A 21,404-nucleotide genomic window follows, 5' to 3' on the forward strand; every position below is an offset into this window, starting at 1 on the left:
AATGACTGGAGTGACTCCAGGAGGAAATATGGGAAAAGCGGTAATACGGCAAGTAGGTTATATCTTGGCGCATGCCCCGAATTTGTTGATGTGGCACGGTAGCGCAGCGCAACAAGCACGGCTGCAAAACCCGGATGAACCTTGGCTAGCGGCGATTCCTGACCATCTGAGAACGTTTGAGCAGGCGGTGAGTTATCCGCCGAATCAGTGCTACATCGGCAACCTCAGCCCTGCTCAGCTTGCGGCGACCCCCAAGCCGTGGACCCAGTCGGATTATGCTGGCGGCCCCCGCAGCGATTGGGGGGAAATCTATAGTGAAACTTTCTTATATGCGCTGCTTTGCTACGTCGACGCATTTGATTTAACTGCGTGGCAGGCATCGTTTATTAGTGAAATGAAGGACCAACTCAGCAAACACCCGACGCTGTCACAGCATGCGCTGCTGGACAGCGCGGTCACGGTGAGCGATGACGAGCTGGCACTTCTGGTTGAGCAACATGCGGCTCCGCTATGGTTTGGCAATCGGCTGGTTGGATGTGTGAAGGCAGCTCACGAGCTGGACATCAACCTTTCCGCACACGTGATGCTGGAAAACCTGGTGGCGAAAGCCAGTGCGGTACTGGCAGGTTGGCAGCTTCCTGATGAGGCCCTGGCGCAAGTTGAGTACGTCATCGAGTGTTCAGAGGAGGCGATCGGCGATGTCAATCAGCGCGGCGGCGGTAATCTGGCAAAGGCAGTAGCAGAAAGCATCCACTGTCGACAGGCCACAGGGATCGACATGCGCGGCTTTTGTGCTGCGCCGGTTCACGCGCTGGTTAATGCTGCTGCGCTGGTACAAAGCGGCATTTATAAGAGCGTACTGGTACTGGCGGGCGGCTCGGTCGCCAAACTCGGCATGAATGGCCGCGATCACATTAAGCATGGTATGCCACTGCTGGAGGATATGATCGGCAGTTTCGCCTTGCTGATCACCGCCGATGACGGCGTGAGTCCTGTCGTGAATACACGTGTATCGGGGCGGCATACGGTAGGTACGGGGTCATCGCCGCAGTCGGTGATGGCATCACTTATCTCGCAGCCGCTGAAAGCGGTGGGCATGACGACGGAAGATGTTGATAAGTTCAGTGTCGAGTTGCAGAACCCGGAGATCACCCAGCCGGCAGGTGCGGGCAACGTGCCCGAATCCAACTACAAAATGATTGCGGCATTGAGCGTCATGGAGGGGTGGCTGGAGCGCAGTCAGCTCGACGACTTCGTGGCTCGCCACGGCATGCCGGGGTTTGCACCCACGCAGGGGCATATCCCGTCCGGTATCCCGTTTATCGGGCACGGTGTGCGCGCGATTGCCGAGCAGGCGATACAAAACTTTATGGTCGTCGGCAAAGGTAGCCTGTTCCTCGGAAGGATGACCAGTCAGTTCGATGGTATCAGCGTTCTGGTGGAACATAACTGGGGAGATGAAGAGAGCAGCACTCAGGGGCAGCACGAACTTTCCGCGCAGTTGGCGGAGGCTATGCGTAAGGTTGCCGATGTACTGGATGCGGGAGGTCAGCGTGGCTGAACACTCAATTGCACAGGCGTTACGCGGCATGGCGGATGCGCTCGTCGGCGAGTCTGAGCGGCCAAAAATCGCCTTTACCGCGCTGGGGAGCGAGCTGCCCGTGGAAGTCTTGCTGGAGGCAGCAAAACAAGCGACGGAGCAGCTCATTCCAGTCATCATCGGCCCCGTCGGGTTGCCCGGATACCCCCATCTCCCTGCCGACGATCTTTCGTCAGCGCACCGTATCATGGAGCAGCAACTGGCATTGGGTGAGGTGGCTGGTGCCGTCACACTGCATTACAACTTCCCGCTTGGCGTGGCGACCGTGGCACAGGTTTACTCCGTGGCGACAGGACGTCAAATGGTGCTCGCCAGTACCACGGGCAGCAGCGATGTCCGACGACCGGCTGCGATGGTGAGAAATGCGATCGCCGGGCTGGCACTGGCAGATGCGCTGGGCATCGCTGACCCCAGCCTGGGGATCCTCAATGTGGACGATGCCACTGCGGTGCAACGGTTGTTGACGCGGCTAAGCGAATCGGGATTTTCGTTACGCTTCGCCTCATCAGGCAGGGCGGACGGCGGCGCGCTGATGCGTGGCAACGATCTGATCCGCGCCACACCGGACGTTATGGTCTGCGACACCCTGACCGGCAATTTGTTGATCAAGCTGTTCAGTGCCGGTCAGAGCGGCGGAACAGTGGAAACCCTCGGCAGCGGTTACGGTATTGGCCTGGGGCCGGAGCAGAAAGCGACTATTGGCATCATCTCCCGCGTCAGCGGCCCGGCGACGATCGCCAATGCGCTGCGGTTCTGCGCCCTGATGACGCAGAGACAGTTGATGACTTGCTGGCAGCGTCGCTGGCAGCAAGCCTGCGCATGCGGCATTGAGGATATTCTTCGCCAGGATGCGCCCCCCGTAGCCACTAAGGTGGGACCCTCATCTGAGGTTGCCCCACCGCCAAAGGTGGTGCTGGACGATGAGATCCACGGCATCGATATTTTGCAACTCGATGAGGCCAGGCTGTGCCTGTGGCGAGCAGGTATATATGCCGAAACCGGCATGGGGTGCACCGGTCCGGTGCTGATGGTTAATCACCAGCGACGCGCTGATGCACTCACGCACCTGCAATCGTATCTGAACTAAGGAGCCAGCGATGAAACTGGAACTTGGCACAATTCATATCCAACAGTTCACGTTTGCTGACACAACATCACTGCAGGACGGTCATCTGCAGCTCAGTAAAAGAGAACTTGAGCAGTATATCCGTACGCTCCACCCGCAGATCGTCGAACTGGAAGCGACAATAGTTAATCCCGGCGATTCAGTAAGAATCATGCCGGTAAAAGACGTGATTGAACCTCGTACCAAACTGGATGGGGGATGCTGTTTCCCCGGTCTCAACCAGGGTGAAGAGAATATTGTCGGCAGCGGTAAAACGCTGGCGCTGAAAGGGGTTGCCGTCGTCACGACGGGTAAAATCGTGGGCTTTCAGGAGGGCATCATTGATATGAGCGGCCCGGGCGCAGCCTACAGCCCGTATTCTTCGTTATGCAACCTGGTGCTGCGAATTGAAGTGGATGAGCATTGCAACCAGTATCAGCACGAAGAGATCTTGTGCCGGGTTGGCCTGATGACCGCCCGCTGGATTGCCGAGCAGGTAAAATCCACACCGGCTGACGATGTTGAGTGTTTTGAAACGCTGCCGCTGGCTGAACAGCAGGCGCAATACCCGGATCTACCATCCGTGGGCTATGTCTATATGCTCCAGAGCCAAGGGTTGCTGCACGACACCTGGTACTACGGCGTGGATGTGAAAAAGATTGTGCCGACACTGATGTACCCCACCGAGGCGATGGACGGCGCAATTGTCAGCGGCAACTGCGTGTCCGCCTGCGATAAAAATACCACCTGGAGTCATCAGAATAACCCTGTCATTCGGGCGTTATACCGCCGCCACGGGCAGGACCTCAACTTTATCGGCGTCATTCTCACCAACGAGAACGTCACCCTGGGTGACAAGGTTCGTTCATCCAATATGGTCGCCAAGATGGCTGAGCTACTTGGTCTGGATGGCGCGATTATCACGGAAGAAGGGTTCGGCAATCCGGATGCGGACCTGATGATGAACTGCCACAAACTGGAGGCTCTCGGCATCCGGACCGTGCTGCTGACTGACGAGTATGCCGGACGTAGTGGCGAGAGCCAGTCGCTGGCGGATGCGGATGCGTCGGCGGATGCGGTGATCAGCGCCGGGAATGCCAACGCGTTGATTAAGCTGCCGCCGATGGAGCGGGTGATTGGTCATTCGCTGTATGCCGACGTGATTGCGGGTGGTTTCGATGGCAGCCTGCAGGACGATGGCAGCATTACCGTAGAGCTACAGGCCATGATGGGGGCAACCAGCGAACTGGGCATCCATACCCTGTCGGCGCACAGTGGATAAGGAGTGAACGCAAATGAGTTTACGGATCCTGCATTATCTCAACCAGTTTTTTGGTCAGAAGGGGGGGGAAGAGGCTGCGGGCTACATGCCTGAAATGCACTCTGGTCCTGTCGGTGTTGGGTTACAGCTGGAGAAGATGCTTAGTGGTGACGGCAGTATCGTCACCACCATCATCTGCGGCGACAGCTATTTCAACGAAAATAACGAAGCGTGCAAACAGTATGTTCGCGACGTGCTGGCAGAGGTTCGTCCGGATATGGTTGTGGCCGGGCCGGCGTTTAACGCCGGACGTTACGGGATGGCCTGCGGTCAGGTAGCGCAGGTGGCCGCTGAACAGGATATCCCGGTGATAAGCGGCATTTACCCGGAAAACCCCGGCTATGAGCTGTACCGTCCGTGGATGTATGCCGTTGAAACCGGCAACTCTGCCGCCAGCATGCGTAGCGCGCTTCCGGCGATGGTGGCGCTGATCAAGCGCTTTATCGCCACTCAGGGCAACCCCGGCCTTCCTGAAGAGGCTGGTTACTTACCACGGGGCGTGCGGATCAACCACTTTGAGACGCTGAACGGTGCCGAGCGCGCCGCCGATATGCTGGTGAGCAAGCTCAAAGGCGAGACTTTTCGTACCGAGTACCCGATGCCGGTATTTGACCGGGTGGATCCGCAGCCGCCTGTGGTGGGCATGGCGCAGGCTACGATAGCGCTGGTGACTTCCGGTGGCGTCGTGCCAAAAGGCAATCCCGATCATATCGAGTCATCCAGCGCATCCCGTTACGGCGAGTATTCGCTGGATGGGATTGAAGCGCTGGACGCAGACAATTATCAGACGGCACATGGTGGTTATGATCCGGTGGCCTGTAATGACGACCCTAACCGCGTGTTACCGGTTGATGTACTACGTGATCTGGAGCGTGAAGGGGTCATAGGAAAACTCTATCCCCACTATTATGCAACGGTCGGGAATGGAACGTCGGTGGCAAACGCTCGTAAATACGGTGCGGATATTGCGCTGAAACTGCAAAAGGCCGGGGTGAGCGCGGCTATCCTGACGTCAACCTGAGGCACCTGTACTCGTTGCGGCGCAACGATGGTGAAAGAGATCGAAAAACTGATGCCAGTGGTACATATCGCAACCGTCGTACCTATCTCACTGACCGTAGGGGCCAACCGTATTGTGCCTGCTGTCGCTATTCCGCACCCTCTGGGTAACCCGCAGTTGGAGCCTGAGGAAGAGAAGCAGCTTCGTCGTCAACTGGTGGAAAAGGCACTGCAGGCGCTGCAAATGCCGGTAACAGGACAGACGGTATTTTAAAACCCGGTGCACTGGCCTGTGGTCGGGGTGTTAAACGACGGGGGATGGCATGGTGACGACGCTGTTTATTGTGACCAATAACCCTATGGTGGCGGCGCGTTATGCCGACTATCCGGTTTGTCAGCAGGTCAATTATCTGCAGGTTCTACTGGCTGCGCGCGATGCCGTTCATCAGGGGAAGCGTTTGTTGATGCACCCGGAAAGCGGCAGCGTGCAGCCAGGGCAAACGCCGTACCGGTCGCTGCTGCTGGAGGACGTAAATGCGAGTCTGGATATCACGTCGCTGGAGATGATCGAAAACGCGCTGGTTCGCTATCGTCATTTTTCCGGTACTGGTCGGCCCCTTGTGGCCTGGACGGATGCAATATTACGTGATTTCCAGCTCATCGATTTGAGCTTCATGCGTCAGGCAATGGAGGTCTGCGACAAACGTCATTGAACAGGGAGCAATACTGTTTTTTTGAGGAAGTTGATGGGGCCCGGTGGTCCCCGCGGTCTTCAAAACCGTCGTCAGTCTATCGGCTGGGGCAGGTTCGACTCCTGTCACTTCCGCCACCTTTATCCCGTATCCCTTCCAGCAGGCACCAAAAGGGAGAGAGCCTAATGTATGCAGTCATTGGTACAGCCGGACATGTCGATCATGGTAAATCAGCCCTGATCCAGGCGCTTACTGGCGTTCACCCTTCACACCTTCCACAGGAACTCATGCGCGGTATGACCATTGATTTGGGTTTTGCCTGCCTGCGCAGTTCTGACGACGATGAGATTGGCATCATTGATGTTCCAGGGCATGAGCGATTCTTGCGAAATATGCTCAACGCCTTATGGGGGTTGGATATGGTGCTGTTTGTCGTCGCGGCGGACGAAGGATGGTCGCCGTTAAGCCAGGAACATTTACGGGTCATTGGCGCGTTGGGCCTTCGGCAAATTGTCGTTGCCGTTACCAAGTGTGATCTGGTTGACGACACTCGCATGGGGCAGGTCGAGGAAGAAATCCTCGAACATTTTCTTGCCGAATGCGACATGTTGCCAGACATCTGGCGAGTAAGTGCAAAGACCGGCGAGGGCGTTGACGCGCTGCGTCAGGGGTTGCTGGCGCGGGTTCGAAGCTTGAGCGTGCCAAGGCCGTTAACGGAAGGGCCGCATCTCTATATTGATCGTGTTTTTTCCGTCAACGGTGTGGGTACGACGGTTACCGGGACGCTGCGCGGTGACACGATTGATGTGGGGGATGTACTGCGTCTTTTTCCTGGTAACCAGCTGGTGAAGGTGAAACTGATACAGAGCTACCACCTTGCGCGCGAACGGGCGCAGCCCTGTAGCAGGGTGGCGATGAGTTTTCGCCAGCTGAAAAAAGAGGCCGTGGCGCGCGGTGATTGCCTGGCCAAGCCGGATGCTGACATTACCGCCAGTCGGGAGTGGCTTGTTCAGCTACGACCTGGCTTTTGTATGCCGAAGAAGCAGTGCCAGCTGGAAGTTGCGGTGGGGACCTCTCATACACAGGCGCGCTGCTATTTATTGGGTGAGGGCAACCTGGCCCGGCTGCAGTTGTTAAAATCGCTGCCGGTTTTTTGGGGACAAAATGTCCTGCTGATGATGCCTGGTGGTCACCGTATGGCTGGGGCCGGCCGTGTGGTCTGGAGAGGACCGTTGAAGCGGGAACAGCGGCCACGGCTTATCGAGACGTTGCTTGCGGCGCAGGAGGTGGATTTACCTCAGTTGCGATGCCGCGTACAGCTGGCGGTGGATGGTTATGTTCGCGCCAGTGATGAGATGATAACGCCACCGGAATGCCATGTCCTTGCTGGCTGGTGGCTGACGGAGCACTACTGGCAGCACGGCTTATCGAGCCTGAATCACATCCTTCAGCAGGCGACATCGGCGTTAACGGTGGAAGAACTGGCGACAAGGGGAAATATGCCGGTGGAGCTGGTTGGCGAGCTGGTCGGCGAACAGTGCAAGGAGAGGGAATGGCAAACGACGGCAGAAGGTGTCAGCCTGGTGGGGGCCAGTTTTGGCCGACTCAATCACGAGCAGCAGACGTTGCTGGATGAAATCAATACGGCAGGCAAGCTCTGCTTTTCTGCCGTTCGGCATGAACGCCCGCATCTGACGCAACAGCTCAAAGCGCTGACAGAAAAAAAATACATAGTTCCCATGGGCGACAAACTGTTTATTGCTCGCGAGTGCTATCAGACGTTGCTGGAAGATATTTTCCGTGCAAGTCATCCCGGCGAATTGCTCTCCATTGTGGATGTCAGACAGCGAACGGGTCTGGCAAGAAAGCAGGTGATACCACTGCTTAATCGAATGGAGAGGGATGGCTGGGTTCGACGGGAAGGTGATCTTCGGCGCGTGAAAAAGTACTGGCGGGCAGAGTCTGCGGTATGACTCCGGGCATTGATGGTGTTGTTATATAAACATCAGTAACAGCGGCAGCTTGAAAATAAAAACAATGATTTTTCAATTTATCTCTCTGGCCACAATCCATGCAATCATTGGCGGTGGATAATGCATTTACAGCCTGATAGTTGTTGAAACAGGGAGTTGGAATAGCGAAGGCATGGCAGGTCAGTGTGGTGGGAAATTGTTATCTTGAACACGCTATTCGCGCAATATAGTGAACAATGTCTTAGCCAGGGATCATCGTCAGGGAACCTATATAGCAGCCAGCTCTGCACGCACCACAACCATTGCACTCATCCGAAATAATAGGGAGCGAGTTTGCTGGAACGCTGATGGCACCCAGCGGGCATATTGCTGCACATTCATCACAGTTGCCCAGTGTGCGGGCATTGCAATTGTCTGCAATCTGGGGTCGCCACCCGGTATCGTTCTGACCAAGGTTATTCAGGGCCATCGTCTGACAGGCATTCAAACATTGGTGGCACAGAGTACAGTGATTAAGAGATAGATCCATCCTGGGCCCGTCTGACGTCATATGTAATACATATTGAGGACAGGCCGAGATACAGTCGCCACAATGATTGCATAGTCGTTGAAACAGGACTTCTTCGACGGCCCCCAATGGGCGCCCTGTATTTATCGGACGTTGAGATTCTTGCGCCATGGTTGCCCTGGCACTGCGAGCGACGCGCTCAAACAATTCCCGGCGGCCAGGATTGGCGGGCACGTCGTTGATATCATCAGGGAAGTACATGGCAGTCATCCTGGTTTTCAACAACAAGGTCTTGGCACAATATTGATAGCGTGTTCTGCGCAGTACAGGTTTAACCAATTCAGTGTGAAAGCTGCAACAGCTTGATAGAAATCGGTATTGGCATTTTCCTTCATCTTGCCCAGCATTGTGGGGGCAAAGGGCATCAGATGTGCCGCCAGCAGGGTATTGGCATTGGCAATATCGCCTCTATCCAGCAGCACCGAAAACATCATCAGCATCAGGCCGATATGATCTTCCGGTTCACGCATACCGGTATCGCACATCATTCCCAAATGGCTCAAGAAGGTCCGGTATTCCAGTGTTGAACAGCCAAACAGCACGTTTTCAGGGTCGAGATAGACAGAGCCCCAGGGGGGAGAAGGCATGGTGCCACTGCCTTGCAACAGGTTGAAAAAATCGGCGGCCAGCTCATCCGGCATTGTTGCCCCGGCGAGTCGGGATAACCGTTGCAACAGTTCATCCTCCTGCTCGGCAAAGCCGTCCAGTATGGTGACGACAGTCTGCGATGACGGGGGATGATAGAGCAGCGCACCCAACAGGCGCGAATATATAGCATTGTTAGTTAACATAGTTGTACAGCCAACTTATATTTTGCCAGTAACCCTATCATCCCAATAAACCATAGGTGGTTTGTTTTTGTCAAAGATTGACACCCCGGAACGAGAGTATTGAAAATAATAAAATGAATAGATTGTGATGTTTGCCGTCATTGTAATTTATGTCTTGATTAGCACGCTAATCAGGAGTTGTTAGATATGCTAACCATATTAAAGATAATAATCACAATCAGTTTATAAAAATTATATTGTCGCCGTTGATCTCATTTTCCAACATCGGCAATAGCCGTTTTCAATTTTTTTGATTTACGACAACGTTTGCCTGATTCCGAAAGGATAGTAGTCCATATGATGTGGACTATTTAGTCTGTGATAACCACTTATCGAGACGTTGTCATATGAAAGATGCACTGGAATCATTATTGACCGGCGGGTTGACCAGGCGGGATTTTATCAAGTCCTCCAGTGTCGCAGCAGTCGGCCTGGCTGCCACGGCGGGCGCCGTGGCACTGCCTTTCAAGAGCATGGCGGCTTCTGCTCCAGCAGTGAAAGAGGAGAAGATAGTTTGGAGCGCCTGTACGGTGAACTGCGGCAGTCGCTGTCCGCTGCGCATGCATGTGGTAGATGGCGAGATCACCTGGGTCGAAACCGACAACACGGGCAACGACCTGTACGGCAATCATCAGGTGCGCGCCTGTCTGCGTGGCCGTTCGATGCGCCGCCGGATCTACAATCCGGACCGGCTGAAGTACCCGATGAAGCGTATTGGCAAGCGAGGTGAGGGCAAGTTCAAGCGGATCAGCTGGGACGAGGCGTACGATGAGATCGCTGCCAGTATGAAGCGCATCATCAAGGAGTACGGTAATGAAGCCATCTATCTGAATTACGGCACGGGAACCCTGGGGGGGACCGTGACCAAGTCCTGGCCTCCAGGCAGCACCCTGATTGCCCGCCTGATGAACCTGACCGGCGGCTACCTCAATCATTACGGAGACTACTCGACAGCCCAGATCACGGTTGGCCTGGATTATACCTATGGCGGTGGTTGGGCCGATGGCAACTCATTTTCCGATCTGGAGAACAGCAAGCTGATTGTCCAGTTTGGCAACAACCCCGCAGAGACCCGCATGTCGGGGGGCGGTCTGACTTATTATCTGGCAGAGGCGAAGGCGCGTTCCAACGCCCGCATGATAGTCGTGGATCCCCGCTATACCGATACGGCAGGAGGGCGCGAAGAGCTGTGGATCCCCATCCGCCCCGGAACCGACACGGCGTTTGTGGCGGCCATGGCCTATGTGATGATCACCGAGGAGCTGGTCGATCAACCTTTTCTGGACAAGTATTGCGTCGGTTACGACGAGAAAACCCTGCCAGCTTCCGCCCCGGTCAGGAGCGACTACAAGTCTTACATTCTGGGGCTGGGGCCGGATGGTGTCGCCAAGACGCCGGAATGGGCGACCAGGATCACCGGCATTCCGGTTGAAACTATTATCCAGACGGCCCGTGAGATAGCAACAGCCAAGCCCTGCGCCATCCTGCAAGGTTGGGGTTTGCAGCGCACCGCCGCCGGGGAAATCGCATCGCGCTCCATCGCCATGCTTGCCCTGCTGACCGGCAATATCGGTATCAACGGGGGAGGCACCGGGGCCCGTGAATCGGATTACAGCATCCCCTTTGTCCGGTTTCCTACCCTGACCAACCCCGTTAAAGCCTCCATCCCCATGTTCCTATGGACGGATGCCATCGTGCGCGGCACCGAGATGACCGCAACCCGGGACGGGATCCGGGGCGTGGACAAGTTGAAGGCACCCATCAAGTTCATCTGGAATTATGCGGGAAATTGTCTCATCAACCAGCATGCGGACATCAACCGGACCCACGACATCCTGCAGGATGAGAAGGCATGCGAGATGATAGTGGTGATTGATAACCACATGACGTCGTCCGCCAAGTACGCCGACATAGTGCTGCCGGATCTGACTACCTCAGAACAGGCCGATTTCTGCATGGATGCCTTTGCGGGGAACATGGGGTACTTCATTTTTGCCGATCAGGCCATCGCACCCCAGTTCGAGTCAAAAGGGATTTACGAGATTTGCTCCGAGATTGCCAAGCGCATGGGCGTCGGTGAGGCTTTCACGGAAGGCCGTGATCAGGAGAGTTGGCTGCGCCATCTCTACACCCTGACCCGGAAGCAAGACCCAGGGCTGCCGGATTTTGAGACCATGCGAAAGCAAGGCATCTACAAGCGACGGGATCCGGACGGTCACTATGTTGCTTACAAGGCATTTCGCGAGGATCCGCAGGGGAATCCGCTCGGTACACCATCGGGAAAAATCGAGATCTACTCTGAGCGGCTGGCCCAGATTGCTGCGACCTGGGAGCTCAAAGAAGACGAGGTGATCCACCCGTTACCTGTCTATGTATCGACCTTCGAGGGGTGGGACGACAAGAAGCGGACCATTTATCCGCTGCAGCTGACCGGCTTCCACTACAAGGCACGTACTCACTCGACCTACGGCAACGTGGACATTCTCAAAGATGCGGCACGTCAGGAGCTGTGGATCAATCCCCTTGATGCCGACGAGCGAGGTATCCAGCAAGGCGATCTGATCCGCATCTTCAACGATCGCGGTGAGGTCCACATTCCGGCCAAGGTCACACCACGCATCCTGCCCGGTGTGGTGGCACTGGGGGAGGGAGGCTGGTATGCCCCGGACGGAAGCAAGGTCGACAAGGGAGGCTGCATCAATGTGCTGACGACTCAGCGACCGAGCCCGCTCGCTAAGGGCAATCCCCAGCATACCAACCTGGTGGATGTACAACTGGTGAAGAAGGCATAAGGGCTAACCATGAAACAGTTCGGTTTTTACATCGATTCAAGCAAGTGCACCGGATGCAAGACGTGCCAGCTCTCTTGCAAGGACGTCAAGGATCTGAACGTTGGCACCAACTACCGCCGCGTCTATGAATACGCAGGAGGTGGCTGGGTGAAAGACGGCGATGCATGGCGTCAAGACGTTTATGCCTATTACGTGTCGATAGCATGCAATCACTGTGCCGAGCCAGCATGTACCAAGGTGTGCCCGAGCGGCGCGATGCACAAGCGGGAAGACGGCTTCGTGGTGGTGGATACGGATACCTGTATCGGTTGCAGATATTGCGCCATGGCCTGCCCTTATGATGCGCCGCAATACAATGCGCAGAAGGGTCATATGACCAAGTGCGATGGCTGCTACGAACGGGTTGCCGATGGCAAACCGCCGGTGTGTGTGGCCTCCTGCCCGTTGCGGGCGCTGGCGTTCGGTCCCATCGAAGAGTTGCGTGCCAAGTACGGCTCTCTGGCCGAAGTGGCGCCATTGCCGCCGTCGTCCTTGACCAAACCCAACATCATCATCAAACCAAACCGCCATTCCCGACCTTGTGGGGATACGACTGGATACTTGGCGAACCCGAAGGAGGTGTAATATGGCTTGGCATGAATGGCCGCTAATCCTGTTCACAGTGATGGCCCAGACTGCGGTGGGGGCGTTTCTGATATTAAGCGCACTGCTGCTTGCCCGGCGCATCTCAGCGGAAACGGAACCTCGGTTGCATCGAGCCATGTTGGGACTGTGGGTGCTGATGGGGCTGGGCCTCGTTGCATCCGTGATGCACCTGGGGAGTCCGCTTCGTGCGATGAATGCACTGAACATGGTGGGCCACTCCTGGCTGTCTAACGAGATCGCCGGCGGCATGGCCTTTTTCGCTTTCGGCGGCTTGTATTGGTTGCTTTCGGTATCGGAAAAAGGGAGCGAAGGGGGACGCAGAGGTCTGATGCTGGGGGCCATCCTGGCGGGTCTCTTCTTCATGTACGCCATGGTCATGGTTTACATGATTGATACTGTGCCGACCTGGTACACAGGTTTAACGCCGGCTTCTTTTCTGCTGACCATGGGGGGAGGGGGAGGCGCCCTGGCGCATTTGCTGTTGCTGGCGGCGCGTCATGACGTCGCTGTGGCTGACACAGTTCTTCCCGTTTGGGGGCTACTGGTGGCGCTGGGGGTGGCCATCGCGGTGATGCTGTTGTCGCTCCATCTCGGCGGGATTGAAACCAGCGTGACGAGCGCGCTGGCCAGGGTACCTGATCTGGCTGTTACCCAGTCGGTTCGTCTCGTGTTGCTGGCTGCGGGAGTCTTGCTGTGGTTGTGGCCGCTGTTTACCAAGCGAACACCCACTGCGGCGCTGATGGCTGTGTCGTTTGGCTTCATCCTGGTGTCCGAGCTGGTGGGGCGCGGGGTGTTCTACGGGATCCATCTCACCGCGGGTTTGGGGTGATCCGAGGACTGGTGCTGACAGGCAGGATATGTCCCAGGCTAGCAGATCATGAGGGGCGGCTGAGGGACAGGGAATGACTATCTTGTTGGCCTGGTATCTTGCTGAGGCAAGCCTCAGGCACCAGTGATTGAACATAGCAAGCAAAGTGTTATCAAGGCCGCTGCAATAGCGGCCTTTTGTTTATCGTGAAATGGCTCCCGGATGGCGGTGGAAAGTGAGCGGGATAACACCAGTCTCGAGCAATAGAAAATGCAAGAAACCGGATGCCAGAAGGTATCCCGCTGCGGCAGGCAAGATAGCAGCCTCTGTTCATTTATCGATATTGTCTTCCTTTGCTGGCTTGTTTGCGTCGTCCACAGGTGCCATCCATCGCACCAGTTCAACCTGATCATGGCGCACCAGTTTCATTTCTCCGCCTTTGAGGCGATAGGCGCAGTGGCTGGTATTGCACATGACCCTGATGTGCGCGGTTTCGCCCAGCAGAGGTGACAGGGCCCGATCCGACCGTTCGTTCAACTGGCCGTTTTCCAGCTTTGTGACTCGCGCTTCTTCGGCATCGAGTCCTTCCATGAAATTGGAGAGTGTGGGCAACAGAATGATGAGTGCAGGTATAGCCAGAATGGCAAAGCGGTCGTAGACAATCTTTAGCCAGGCAAGCAATAGATAGAGTCTTGGGGCTGGGACTCGTGCCCTGCGGCGAAAGAAACGCCTGGCTCTTGGATATTGTCGCAAGCCGATGCGATGGCAAAACCATGCCCAGCGCAGACGAAGCCTGCCCGAAAGAAACAACACGAAAGTGAGCAGCACAATACCGGCAACGGCATAGAGCAGGTAAGGGCCATATAGCTTGCCCATCTGCAGCCAGAGCAAATAGCCCGTGGCGAGCGTGATATCAGCCGGTTGGGGAAACTCTGCGATATCGAGGCCATGGACCAGACATCTGCCGTAAAAGTGAGCCATACCGCTCAAATAGATACTGGCGGTGATAATCGGGATGGCTGCAAAGAGAGTGGTCAGGAAGTGGGCCATCTTGACCTGGGGCTCTTCTGGTTCCGGTGACTTGCGTACCTGCTTGAGGTGCTGCCTTAACCAGTGCCAACGCTCCCAGTTGATTGCTTTTCTCTTTTTCATGTATCCCTACGCCAGAAAAGATGAGCTTCAAAGTTGTCCGCTATTGTAGCGAGACCACAGAGAATGAACATGTGGTCTGGTGGCGGGATCCGCAGATTGGCAGCAAGTGTTATCCGGCAAATAAAAGAGGGCCTCACTCTGTGAGGCCCTCTTGTTATGGGATGGCAACCTTAACGAGGTGCACAGTGTCAGGAACCGGATCCCGTGCTGGCCTCTGACATGGCGGCGGCACTCTTGCGTCGGCGCAGCACGCGCACCAGGGGGGGCAGGGCGATGACCAGCACCGCCAACACCAGCAGGCTCTGGCTGATGGCGCTGCCCCACAGGATGTCGAGTTCGCCGTTGCTGATAGAGAGTGCCCGGCGCAGGTTTTGCTCCAGCATCTCCCCCAGCACGAAGCCCAGGATCAGCGGCGAAAGGGGGAAGTTGAGCTTGCGCAGCACATAGCCAAATACCCCGAGACCGGCCATCAGCAGCAGGTCGAAGGTGGTGCTGTGCACCGCGTAGACCCCCACCGCCGAGACGGTGGCGATGGCCGGGGCCAGGAACCAGAGCGGGATGCTGAGCATGCGGGTGAACAGCCCGATGAGGGGGATGTTCATGATGAGCAGCATGATGTTGGCCAGCAGCAGGGCGGCGATCAGCCCCCAGACGATGTCCGGCTGTTCGGTGAACATGGTCGGGCCCGGGGTGATGTTGTAGAGGGTCAGGGCCCCCATCATCACCGCCGTGGTGCCAGAGCCCGGCACGCCCAGGGTCAGCATGGGGATGAAGGAGCCACAGGCGGAGGCGTTGTTGGCCGCCTCGGGGGCTGCCACGCCGCGGATGTCCCCCTGGCCGAAGGTGCCTTGCGGGCCGGCCAGGCGCTTCTCGGTCATGTAGGTGAGGGCGCTGGCGATGGTGGCGCCGGCCCCCGGCAGGATGCCGACGAAGAAGCCGGCGGTGGCCGAGCGCAGCATGGTGCCGGTGCACTGGGTCAGCTCGCGGAAGCTGAACAGCAGGCGGCCGGTCTGGCGCACCAGCTGCTGACCCCCCTTGGTGTGCTCGAGCATCAGCAGGATCTCGCTCACCGAGAAGAGGCCGATCACCACCACGATGAACTGGATCCCGTCCGACAGGTGCACGCTGTCGAAGGTGAAGCGGTAGACGCCGGTGTTGGCGTCGACGCCGACGGTGGCGAGCCCGAGGCCAATCAGGGCGGCGAGGAAGGACTTGAGCGGGTTCTGGCTCATCATGCTGCCGAGGCAGGCGATGGCGAACACCATGAGGGCAAAGTACTCGGCCGGGCCGAAGGCGAGCGACCAGCGAGCCAGGGCCGGGGCGAACAGTATGATGCCGCCGATGGCGAGCAGGGAGCCGACGAACGAGCTCACCGCCGAGATGGAGAGCGCCACCCCGGCGCGTCCCTGCTTGGCCATGGGGTAGCCGTCGAGCGCCGTCATGATGGCGGCGGCGTCCCCCGGCACGTTGAGCAAGATGGAGGAGATCCGCCCGCCGTACTCGCAGCCGATGTAGACGGTGGCGAGCAGGATCAGGGCCGACTCGGGGGGCAGTTTCAGGGCGAAGGCGAGGGGCAGCAGGATCGCCACACCGTTGATGGGGCCGAGCCCCGGCAGCAGCCCGACCACGGTGCCGACGAAGCAGCCGATGAGGGCGATCAGCAGGTTTTCGGGGGTGAGGGCCACCGCGAAACCTTGCGCTAGGTACATCCAGGTATCCATGACAACTCCTTAGGCCAGCCAGGCGCCGAGCGGCAGGGTGACATCCAGCAGCCGGTCGAAGGCGTAAAAGAGGCAGATGCCGAGCAGGGGCCCGGCGATGAGGGCGGCGCGCCAGCTGGCGCCAAACAGCCGCCCGACCACCACGGTGAGCAGGGTGGTGGCGAGCGGAAAGCCCAGCCACTCAAAGCCCCAGCCGTAGGCAAACAGGGCCAGCACCATGGCGGCGATGCGCAGCAGCGCGGGACGCTCCGGCCAGCTGGCCGGATCCGGCGTGCGCTTAAGCAGCAGCAGGGCGCAGCCGGCCATCAACAGGCTGATGACAAGCGGGAAGGGGCGCGGCCCCACCGGCTCGTAGCTGTATTCGCTGTGCAACTGCCAGGCGAGGGCGGCGGCCCCCAGGCTCAGCAGCAGCCAGCACAGGGCAAACAGACGATCGCTCATGGTGCTGGCTCCCTCTTACTTGGCTAGGCCAAAGGCCTTGGCCTGCTCGCGATAGTCGGCCACCTGGGCCTTGACGTAGCTATCCAGTGCCTCGCCGGTGAGATCGAACTCGAACAGGCCGCGCTGATCACGCTGGGCCTTGAAGGTGTCGGTCTTGACCAACTGATCGAAGGTCTGCTTCCACCACTGGTACTCGGCGTCACTCACCTTGGGGCCCACGTAGAAGCCGCGAATGACCGGCCACTCCAGGTCATAACCCTGCTCCCTGGCGGTGGGGATGTCGGCCAGCTTGCCCGGCAGGCGATCCTTGGCAAACACCGCCAGCACCTTGAGTTTGTCGCCGCCAAGGTGGGGCACCATCTCGCTCAGATCGCCCGAGACCGCCTGCACGTGGTTACCGAGCAGAGCGGTGACCGGCTCGCCACCGCCTTCAAAGGCGACGTAACGCATCTTGTGGGGATCGACTCCGGCCAGTTTGGCCAGCAGGGCGGCCTTCATCCAGTCCTGGCTGCCGATGGAGGCGCCGGCGCCGATCACCACGCTGTTGGGATCGCGCTTGAGGGCGGCGACCAGCTCCTTGAGGTTCTGGTAGGGGGCGTCGTGACGCACCGCTATCATGCCGTAGTCGGTGCCGACGGCGGCCAGCCAGCGCACGTCATCGACGCCGTAGCGGCCGAACTTGCCCTGGGAGAGGTTCAAAAGCGAACCGCCGGAGAAGGCGACCACGGTGCCGGCCTCGGCCGGGCGCTGGGCCACGATGGCGTTGTAGGCCACGGCGCCGACGCCGCCCGGCATGTAGGTGACGCGCATCGGCTTGTCGATGGTGTTGGTCTCCTGCAGGCTCACCTGCAGCAGCTTGCAGGTGAGATCGAAACCGCCGCCCGGCTTGGCGGGGGCGATGCATTCGGTCCGATCAGGGGCGCTGGCGGTGTCGGCTGCTTGCAGTGGCAGGGCACCGAACAGGGCCAGCAGGGCGAGGGCATGACGTGTGTGTTGCTTCATGGAGTGCTCCATCTTGTTGTTGTTTTTTCCGGGTGTGACCTCGTCGGTAGACGAGGTGATGCGAAATTGTTAAAACAACAACCTTTCATTCACCTTTCAGTCGTGGCCTAAGTGACGGGAGCGTGAAGTGGATCACACCTCGCAGTATGGGGAGACGAGATGCGTTTACTGCTGGCCGAAGACAATCATGAACTGGCGCACTGGCTGTCGCGGGCCTTGACCAGCGCCGGATTCGCCGTGGATTGGGTGGCTGATGGCGAGCGGGCCGATCAGTTGCTGCGTCAGGAGCGTTATGCCCTGGCGATCCTGGATATCGAAATGCCCAGGCTGGATGGGCTGGCGGTGCTCGGCCGGTTGCGCCGCCGCGGCCAGGGCTTGCCGGTGCTGCTGCTCACCGCCCGTGGCGCGGTAGAGGAGCGGATCTGCGGTCTCAATGCCGGCGCCGACGACTATCTCGCCAAGCCGTTCGATCTGGGGGAGCTCGACGCCCGTCTGCGGGCCCTGCTGCGACGCAGCGAAAGTGGCGGCGCCGAATTGCGGCTGGGGCAGCTGATGCTGCATCCGGACGGCTATTTCGTGGTGGATGACGCCAGGCTGGCCCTGACCCCGCGCGAACAGGCGCTGCTCACCGCCCTCATGTATCGTCAGGGGCGGCCGGTGGCCAAGGGGCAGCTGTTCGAGCAGGTGTTCAACCTCGATGACGAGGTGGGGAAGGAGAGCATCGATCTCTACATCCACCGGCTGCGCAAAAAGCTGGTGGGCAGTGGCGTGGTGATCACCACGTTGCGCGGGCTGGGTTATCTGCTGGAAGCGGCGCCGGAGGCTTCCCATTAACCGCTCGCTCCTTCATCAACTGCTGCTGTTTCTTGGCGCTCCCTTGCTGATCCTCTGGGGGGCGTCGGCCTGGTACAGCTACTACGGCGCCCTGGCCGCCGCCACCCAGGCTTATGATCGCACCCTGCTCGCCTCGGCGCGCACCGTGGCCGAGCGCCTCGACGTGCAGCAGGGGCGGCTGCGGGTCGATGTCCCCTACGTGGTGCTCGACAGCTTCGAGCGCAACATGCGCGATCGCCTCTTCTATCAGGTGCGCTCGCCATCCGGTCGGGTCATCTCGGGCTATGAGGAACTACCGGCGAAGCCGGACAAGACGCCGCTCACCGACCGTTATCCGGCGCTCGCCTATTTCTACGACGGGGAGTTTCAGGGCACGCCAATTCGTGCCGTCGCCCTGCTGCAACCGGTTAACGAAGGGGGGCTGAGCGGCATGGCCACTATCACGGTGGCCGAAACCCTGATGGGGCGTCGTGAACTTGCCGAGCAGCTGTTGTGGCATGCGGTACTCTCTCAGGGGGCCCTGGTGGCCCTGACCCTGCTGCTTGCCTACCTGCTGCTCAAGCGCCTGCTTACCCCGATGCGCCGTCTGTCGCGCGAGCTATTGCGCCGCGATGCCGCCAACCTGGCGCCGCTGCCGGACTTGCTCCCCTGGCAGGAGACCCGGCCGCTTATCCTCGCCTTTAATCGCCATCTGGCCAGATTGCGCCAGCTGGTGGCCCGTCAGGAGCGCTTCAGCGCCGATGCGGCGCACCAGCTGCGCACCCCGCTGACCATACTGAAGACCCAGGTGGAGGTGGCCCGCAGCGGTAATGATCCCGCCCTGATGCAGGAGAGCCTGACGGCCATGGCGGCCCGGCTCGATCACACCATAGCGCTGACCGAACGCTTGCTGCTGCTTGCTCGCCTCAAATCCGACGAGTGCTCCGGCCTTCGCCAGCGCGAGCCCATCGAGCTGGTGGAACTGGTGCAGCAGGCTTGTCTCTCCCGCTTGGCACAGGCGCGCAGCAAGGGGATCGATCTCGGCTACGAGGGGGAGGAGTCCGCCATCATGGTGGCCGGGGAGCCGCTGCTGCTCGGGGAGCTGTGTGCCAACCTGCTGGACAACGCCATCAAGTACAGCCCGGCAGGTGGCACTGTGACGGCGCGGGTGCAGGCCACCGGTAAGCAAGTCTGGCTGGAGGTGGAAGACAGCGGCCCCGGTATCGCCCCCGAGCAGGCCGAGCGGGTTTGGCTGCCGTTCCAGCGGCTCGAAAACGGCGCCGATCAGCCCGGTGCCGGCCTTGGCCTCGCGCTGGTGCGCGACATCGCCCACTACCATCATGGCGAGGTGTTGCTGCTGCCTGCGCCGCAACTCGGCGGCCTGCTGGTAAGGCTGAGCCTGCCGATGTGAGGCAGGCGAGGGGAGAATAAAGAAAAAGCCCGTCACCATGGTGACGGGCTTTTTGCTGTTGGAACCCCGGAGATGCCGTTGCCGGTTTGGGCCCTTGAACCGTCGGTTCAAGGCGGGGATCGGATCTGACCGCAGGCTTCTCGGTCGTGCCGAGCATGCGCAATAGCCAGAAGGCAGATCCCCTGTTTGGTATGAATATCGGCTCGGGGACTTGAACCGGCTGACAAACACCCCAGGGAATTTAAAACGGTGCGAGATTAGGGCTGTTGCCCCTCTTCTTCGCTGGAATCACCATACTGTCCGTGCTCTATCAAGGCCGCTTCTATGGTGCGTTGCAGCATCTTGATCCGCTTGTCCATGGTCTCAGAGTATTGGTGGTTTTTCTCTTTTTCAAGGCAGAGCTCATGGCAAAAATTGAGCGCCGCCATCACAGCAAGCTGTTCGTTGCTGGAGACTTTGGAACGTTGACGCAGGTCGATCAATTTTTCGGTCAGCTGCTCGGCGGCCTGGCGCAGGGCATCCTGTTGTCCCAGGGGACAGGATACCTTGTAGGGACGTCCCAAAATGACGATTTCTACGGCCTCTGTGCTCATGCCTTCCTCAATACGGCGAAGAAACTTTCCGCCTTTATCCACGTGGACAACTGGGCGGGACTATATAGCGCAGATGCATAACTTTCAAGGCCTTGCTGGCTCTGGAAGAGGGAGAATGCTAGGATCCTGACCATAAATTTTGCAAACTTGCATGAACTTTGAGCGGATCCACTATGAGCAAGACAACCCCCCTTAACTATGCGGCCGTGACGGCCATCATGGAGCAGCATGAGCTGATGGCCAGTGCGGTCGAGGCTCACGGTGTGATCTGTGGTCTGGTATGTGGTGGCGTGGCGCTGGATGAGAAGAGCTGGGTGCCCCATTTCAACGATCTGGTGAACGACGGATTCGGCCTGCCGGCCCCGGTGCGCCAGCTGATGACCGATCTTTATCACAATGTGGTCGAGAGCCTGATGGCGCAAAAAGGGGTCGAGCTGCTGTTGCCCGGTGACGAGACGCCGCTGGATGAGCGCATTGATTCGCTGGTGGACTGGTCCCAGGCGTTTCTGGCCGGTTTCGGTGTGGTGCAGCAGGAGCTCTCCCGCGCCTCGGAAGAGCTGCAGGAGATGATCCAGGATATCGCCAGCATCACCCAGGTCTCTGCCGAGTTCGATCAGGAAGATGACGAGAACGAAGCCTCCTTCCTGGTGCTCTACGAGCACGTCAAACTGGGGGTCATGATGGCCTTCGAAGAGTTTGGCAAGCGTCCGGACAGCCCGGTTACCCCGCCAACCCTGCATTGATGTACCGATTGTGGTGACAGATCACCCTTTTTCACCCGATGAAAGCAAAGAGCGCCCCGTGGCGCTCTTTTGTTATGGCAAAGTGATTGCAACGTGATGGCAAAAGCTGACTAACCCTGTGAGCTGACACCGGTTTTTTGCCGCCAACCGCGCAATCGGCCTCGCCCTTTGTGGTAGCATGAGGCCATGTTTTTG

The 21,404-nt window shown here is 58.4% G+C and carries 19 protein-coding genes, 1 tRNA gene and 1 other RNA gene; 13 read left to right on the forward strand and 8 right to left on the reverse strand.

Annotation, left to right across the window (positions count from 1 at the left end; all coding sequences use genetic code 11):
- The first annotated feature begins 28 nt into the window (after positions 1-28).
- The 7 genes from grdC (at position 29) to selB (ending at position 7,690) form a co-directional block, all read left to right on the forward strand.
- On the forward strand, positions 29-1,561 hold the full coding sequence (grdC, locus tag ACB034_RS00995; protein WP_371171842.1) for a glycine/sarcosine/betaine reductase complex component C subunit beta: 1,533 nt from the start codon (positions 29-31) through the stop codon (positions 1,559-1,561).
- Complete coding sequence (gene grdD / locus ACB034_RS01000) at positions 1,554-2,687, forward strand: glycine/sarcosine/betaine reductase complex component C subunit alpha (RefSeq protein ID WP_371171843.1); 1,134 nt, start codon at positions 1,554-1,556, stop codon at positions 2,685-2,687. Before grdC ends, grdD begins: the two co-directional genes overlap by 8 nt.
- Before the next feature lie 10 nt (positions 2,688-2,697).
- Positions 2,698-3,987: a glycine/sarcosine/betaine reductase component B subunit gene (locus tag ACB034_RS01005; RefSeq protein ID WP_371171844.1), complete on the forward strand. Its 1,290-nt coding sequence runs from the start codon at positions 2,698-2,700 to the stop codon at positions 3,985-3,987.
- A gap of 13 nt (positions 3,988-4,000) precedes the next feature.
- Positions 4,001-5,299 carry a glycine/betaine/sarcosine/D-proline family reductase selenoprotein B gene (locus ACB034_RS01010; protein ID WP_371171845.1) on the forward strand — a complete coding sequence of 433 codons (1,299 nt, stop codon included), beginning with the start codon at positions 4,001-4,003 and terminating at the stop codon, positions 5,297-5,299.
- A gap of 49 nt (positions 5,300-5,348) precedes the next feature.
- The gene (locus ACB034_RS01015; protein WP_371143874.1) at positions 5,349-5,738 is read left to right on the forward strand and encodes a GrdX family protein; all 390 of its coding nucleotides are present in this window, start codon (positions 5,349-5,351) and stop codon (positions 5,736-5,738) included.
- Between the two features lie 25 nt (positions 5,739-5,763).
- Positions 5,764-5,854, forward strand: a tRNA-Sec gene (locus ACB034_RS01020).
- 48 nt (positions 5,855-5,902) lie between these two features.
- A complete protein-coding gene (gene selB / locus ACB034_RS01025) occupies positions 5,903-7,690 on the forward strand; it encodes a selenocysteine-specific translation elongation factor (RefSeq protein ID WP_371171846.1) in 1,788 nt (595 codons plus the stop codon).
- Between the two features lie 241 nt (positions 7,691-7,931).
- Here the strand turns inward: selB and ACB034_RS01030 are convergent, their stop codons facing one another.
- Complete coding sequence (locus ACB034_RS01030; RefSeq protein WP_371171847.1) at positions 7,932-8,468, reverse strand: 4Fe-4S dicluster domain-containing protein; 537 nt, start codon at positions 8,466-8,468, stop codon at positions 7,932-7,934.
- Positions 8,469-8,476: 8 nt separating this feature from the next.
- Positions 8,477-9,049, reverse strand: coding sequence for a molecular chaperone (locus tag ACB034_RS01035; RefSeq protein WP_371171848.1), 573 nt, complete (start codon positions 9,047-9,049; stop codon positions 8,477-8,479).
- 386 nt (positions 9,050-9,435) lie between these two features.
- Here ACB034_RS01035 and ACB034_RS01040 point away from each other — a divergent pair, with 386 nt between their 5' ends.
- The 3 genes from ACB034_RS01040 to ACB034_RS01050 are packed head-to-tail and all read left to right on the forward strand — an operon-like array spanning position 9,436 to position 13,354.
- On the forward strand, positions 9,436-11,880 hold the full coding sequence (locus ACB034_RS01040; RefSeq protein ID WP_371171849.1) for a DmsA/YnfE/YnfF family dimethyl sulfoxide reductase: 2,445 nt from the start codon (positions 9,436-9,438) through the stop codon (positions 11,878-11,880).
- A 9-nt stretch (positions 11,881-11,889) separates the two neighbouring features.
- The gene (locus ACB034_RS01045; RefSeq protein WP_042069761.1) at positions 11,890-12,504 is read left to right on the forward strand and encodes a DMSO/selenate family reductase complex B subunit; all 615 of its coding nucleotides are present in this window, start codon (positions 11,890-11,892) and stop codon (positions 12,502-12,504) included.
- A gap of 1 nt (position 12,505) precedes the next feature.
- Positions 12,506-13,354 carry a DmsC/YnfH family molybdoenzyme membrane anchor subunit gene (locus ACB034_RS01050; protein WP_371171850.1) on the forward strand — a complete coding sequence of 283 codons (849 nt, stop codon included), beginning with the start codon at positions 12,506-12,508 and terminating at the stop codon, positions 13,352-13,354.
- Positions 13,355-13,663: 309 nt separating this feature from the next.
- Here the strand turns inward: ACB034_RS01050 and ACB034_RS01055 are convergent, their stop codons facing one another.
- From ACB034_RS01055 to ACB034_RS01070, 4 genes are all read right to left on the reverse strand, one after another.
- Positions 13,664-14,485 (reverse strand): hypothetical protein, encoded by an 822-nt coding sequence (locus tag ACB034_RS01055; protein WP_371171851.1) that lies wholly within the window; start codon positions 14,483-14,485, stop codon positions 13,664-13,666.
- Positions 14,486-14,673: 188 nt separating this feature from the next.
- A complete protein-coding gene (locus tag ACB034_RS01060; RefSeq protein ID WP_371171852.1) occupies positions 14,674-16,206 on the reverse strand; it encodes a tripartite tricarboxylate transporter permease in 1,533 nt (510 codons plus the stop codon).
- A 9-nt stretch (positions 16,207-16,215) separates the two neighbouring features.
- Positions 16,216-16,647 carry a tripartite tricarboxylate transporter TctB family protein gene (locus ACB034_RS01065; protein ID WP_201941130.1) on the reverse strand — a complete coding sequence of 144 codons (432 nt, stop codon included), beginning with the start codon at positions 16,645-16,647 and terminating at the stop codon, positions 16,216-16,218.
- 15 nt (positions 16,648-16,662) lie between these two features.
- Positions 16,663-17,649: a tripartite tricarboxylate transporter substrate binding protein gene (locus ACB034_RS01070; protein ID WP_156130285.1), complete on the reverse strand. Its 987-nt coding sequence runs from the start codon at positions 17,647-17,649 to the stop codon at positions 16,663-16,665.
- Positions 17,650-17,808: 159 nt separating this feature from the next.
- On the opposite strand from ACB034_RS01070, the gene tctD reads away from it, so the two are divergent.
- Both tctD and ACB034_RS01080 read left to right on the forward strand, forming a co-directional pair.
- Complete coding sequence (gene tctD, locus ACB034_RS01075) at positions 17,809-18,483, forward strand: transcriptional regulator TctD (protein WP_371171853.1); 675 nt, start codon at positions 17,809-17,811, stop codon at positions 18,481-18,483.
- A gap of 43 nt (positions 18,484-18,526) precedes the next feature.
- Positions 18,527-19,873, forward strand: a complete 1,347-nt coding sequence (locus ACB034_RS01080; protein WP_371171854.1) for a sensor histidine kinase — start codon at positions 18,527-18,529, stop codon at positions 19,871-19,873.
- Between the two features lie 59 nt (positions 19,874-19,932).
- On the opposite strand, the gene ssrS is transcribed toward ACB034_RS01080, so the two are convergent.
- Positions 19,933-20,115, reverse strand: a non-coding RNA gene (gene ssrS, locus ACB034_RS01085) — 6S RNA.
- A 15-nt stretch (positions 20,116-20,130) separates the two neighbouring features.
- A complete protein-coding gene (gene zapA / locus ACB034_RS01090; RefSeq protein WP_026458364.1) occupies positions 20,131-20,466 on the reverse strand; it encodes a cell division protein ZapA in 336 nt (111 codons plus the stop codon).
- A 173-nt stretch (positions 20,467-20,639) separates the two neighbouring features.
- On the opposite strand from zapA, the gene ACB034_RS01095 reads away from it, so the two are divergent.
- Entirely contained in the window at positions 20,640-21,209 is a 570-nt protein-coding gene (locus ACB034_RS01095) for a UPF0149 family protein (protein WP_042024943.1), read from the forward strand.
- Positions 21,210-21,404 lie beyond the last annotated feature (195 nt).

Source organism: Aeromonas sp. S18(2024) (genome assembly GCF_041402525.1).
In the GTDB taxonomy this organism is placed as follows: Bacteria; Pseudomonadota; Gammaproteobacteria; order Enterobacterales; family Aeromonadaceae; genus Aeromonas; species Aeromonas enteropelogenes.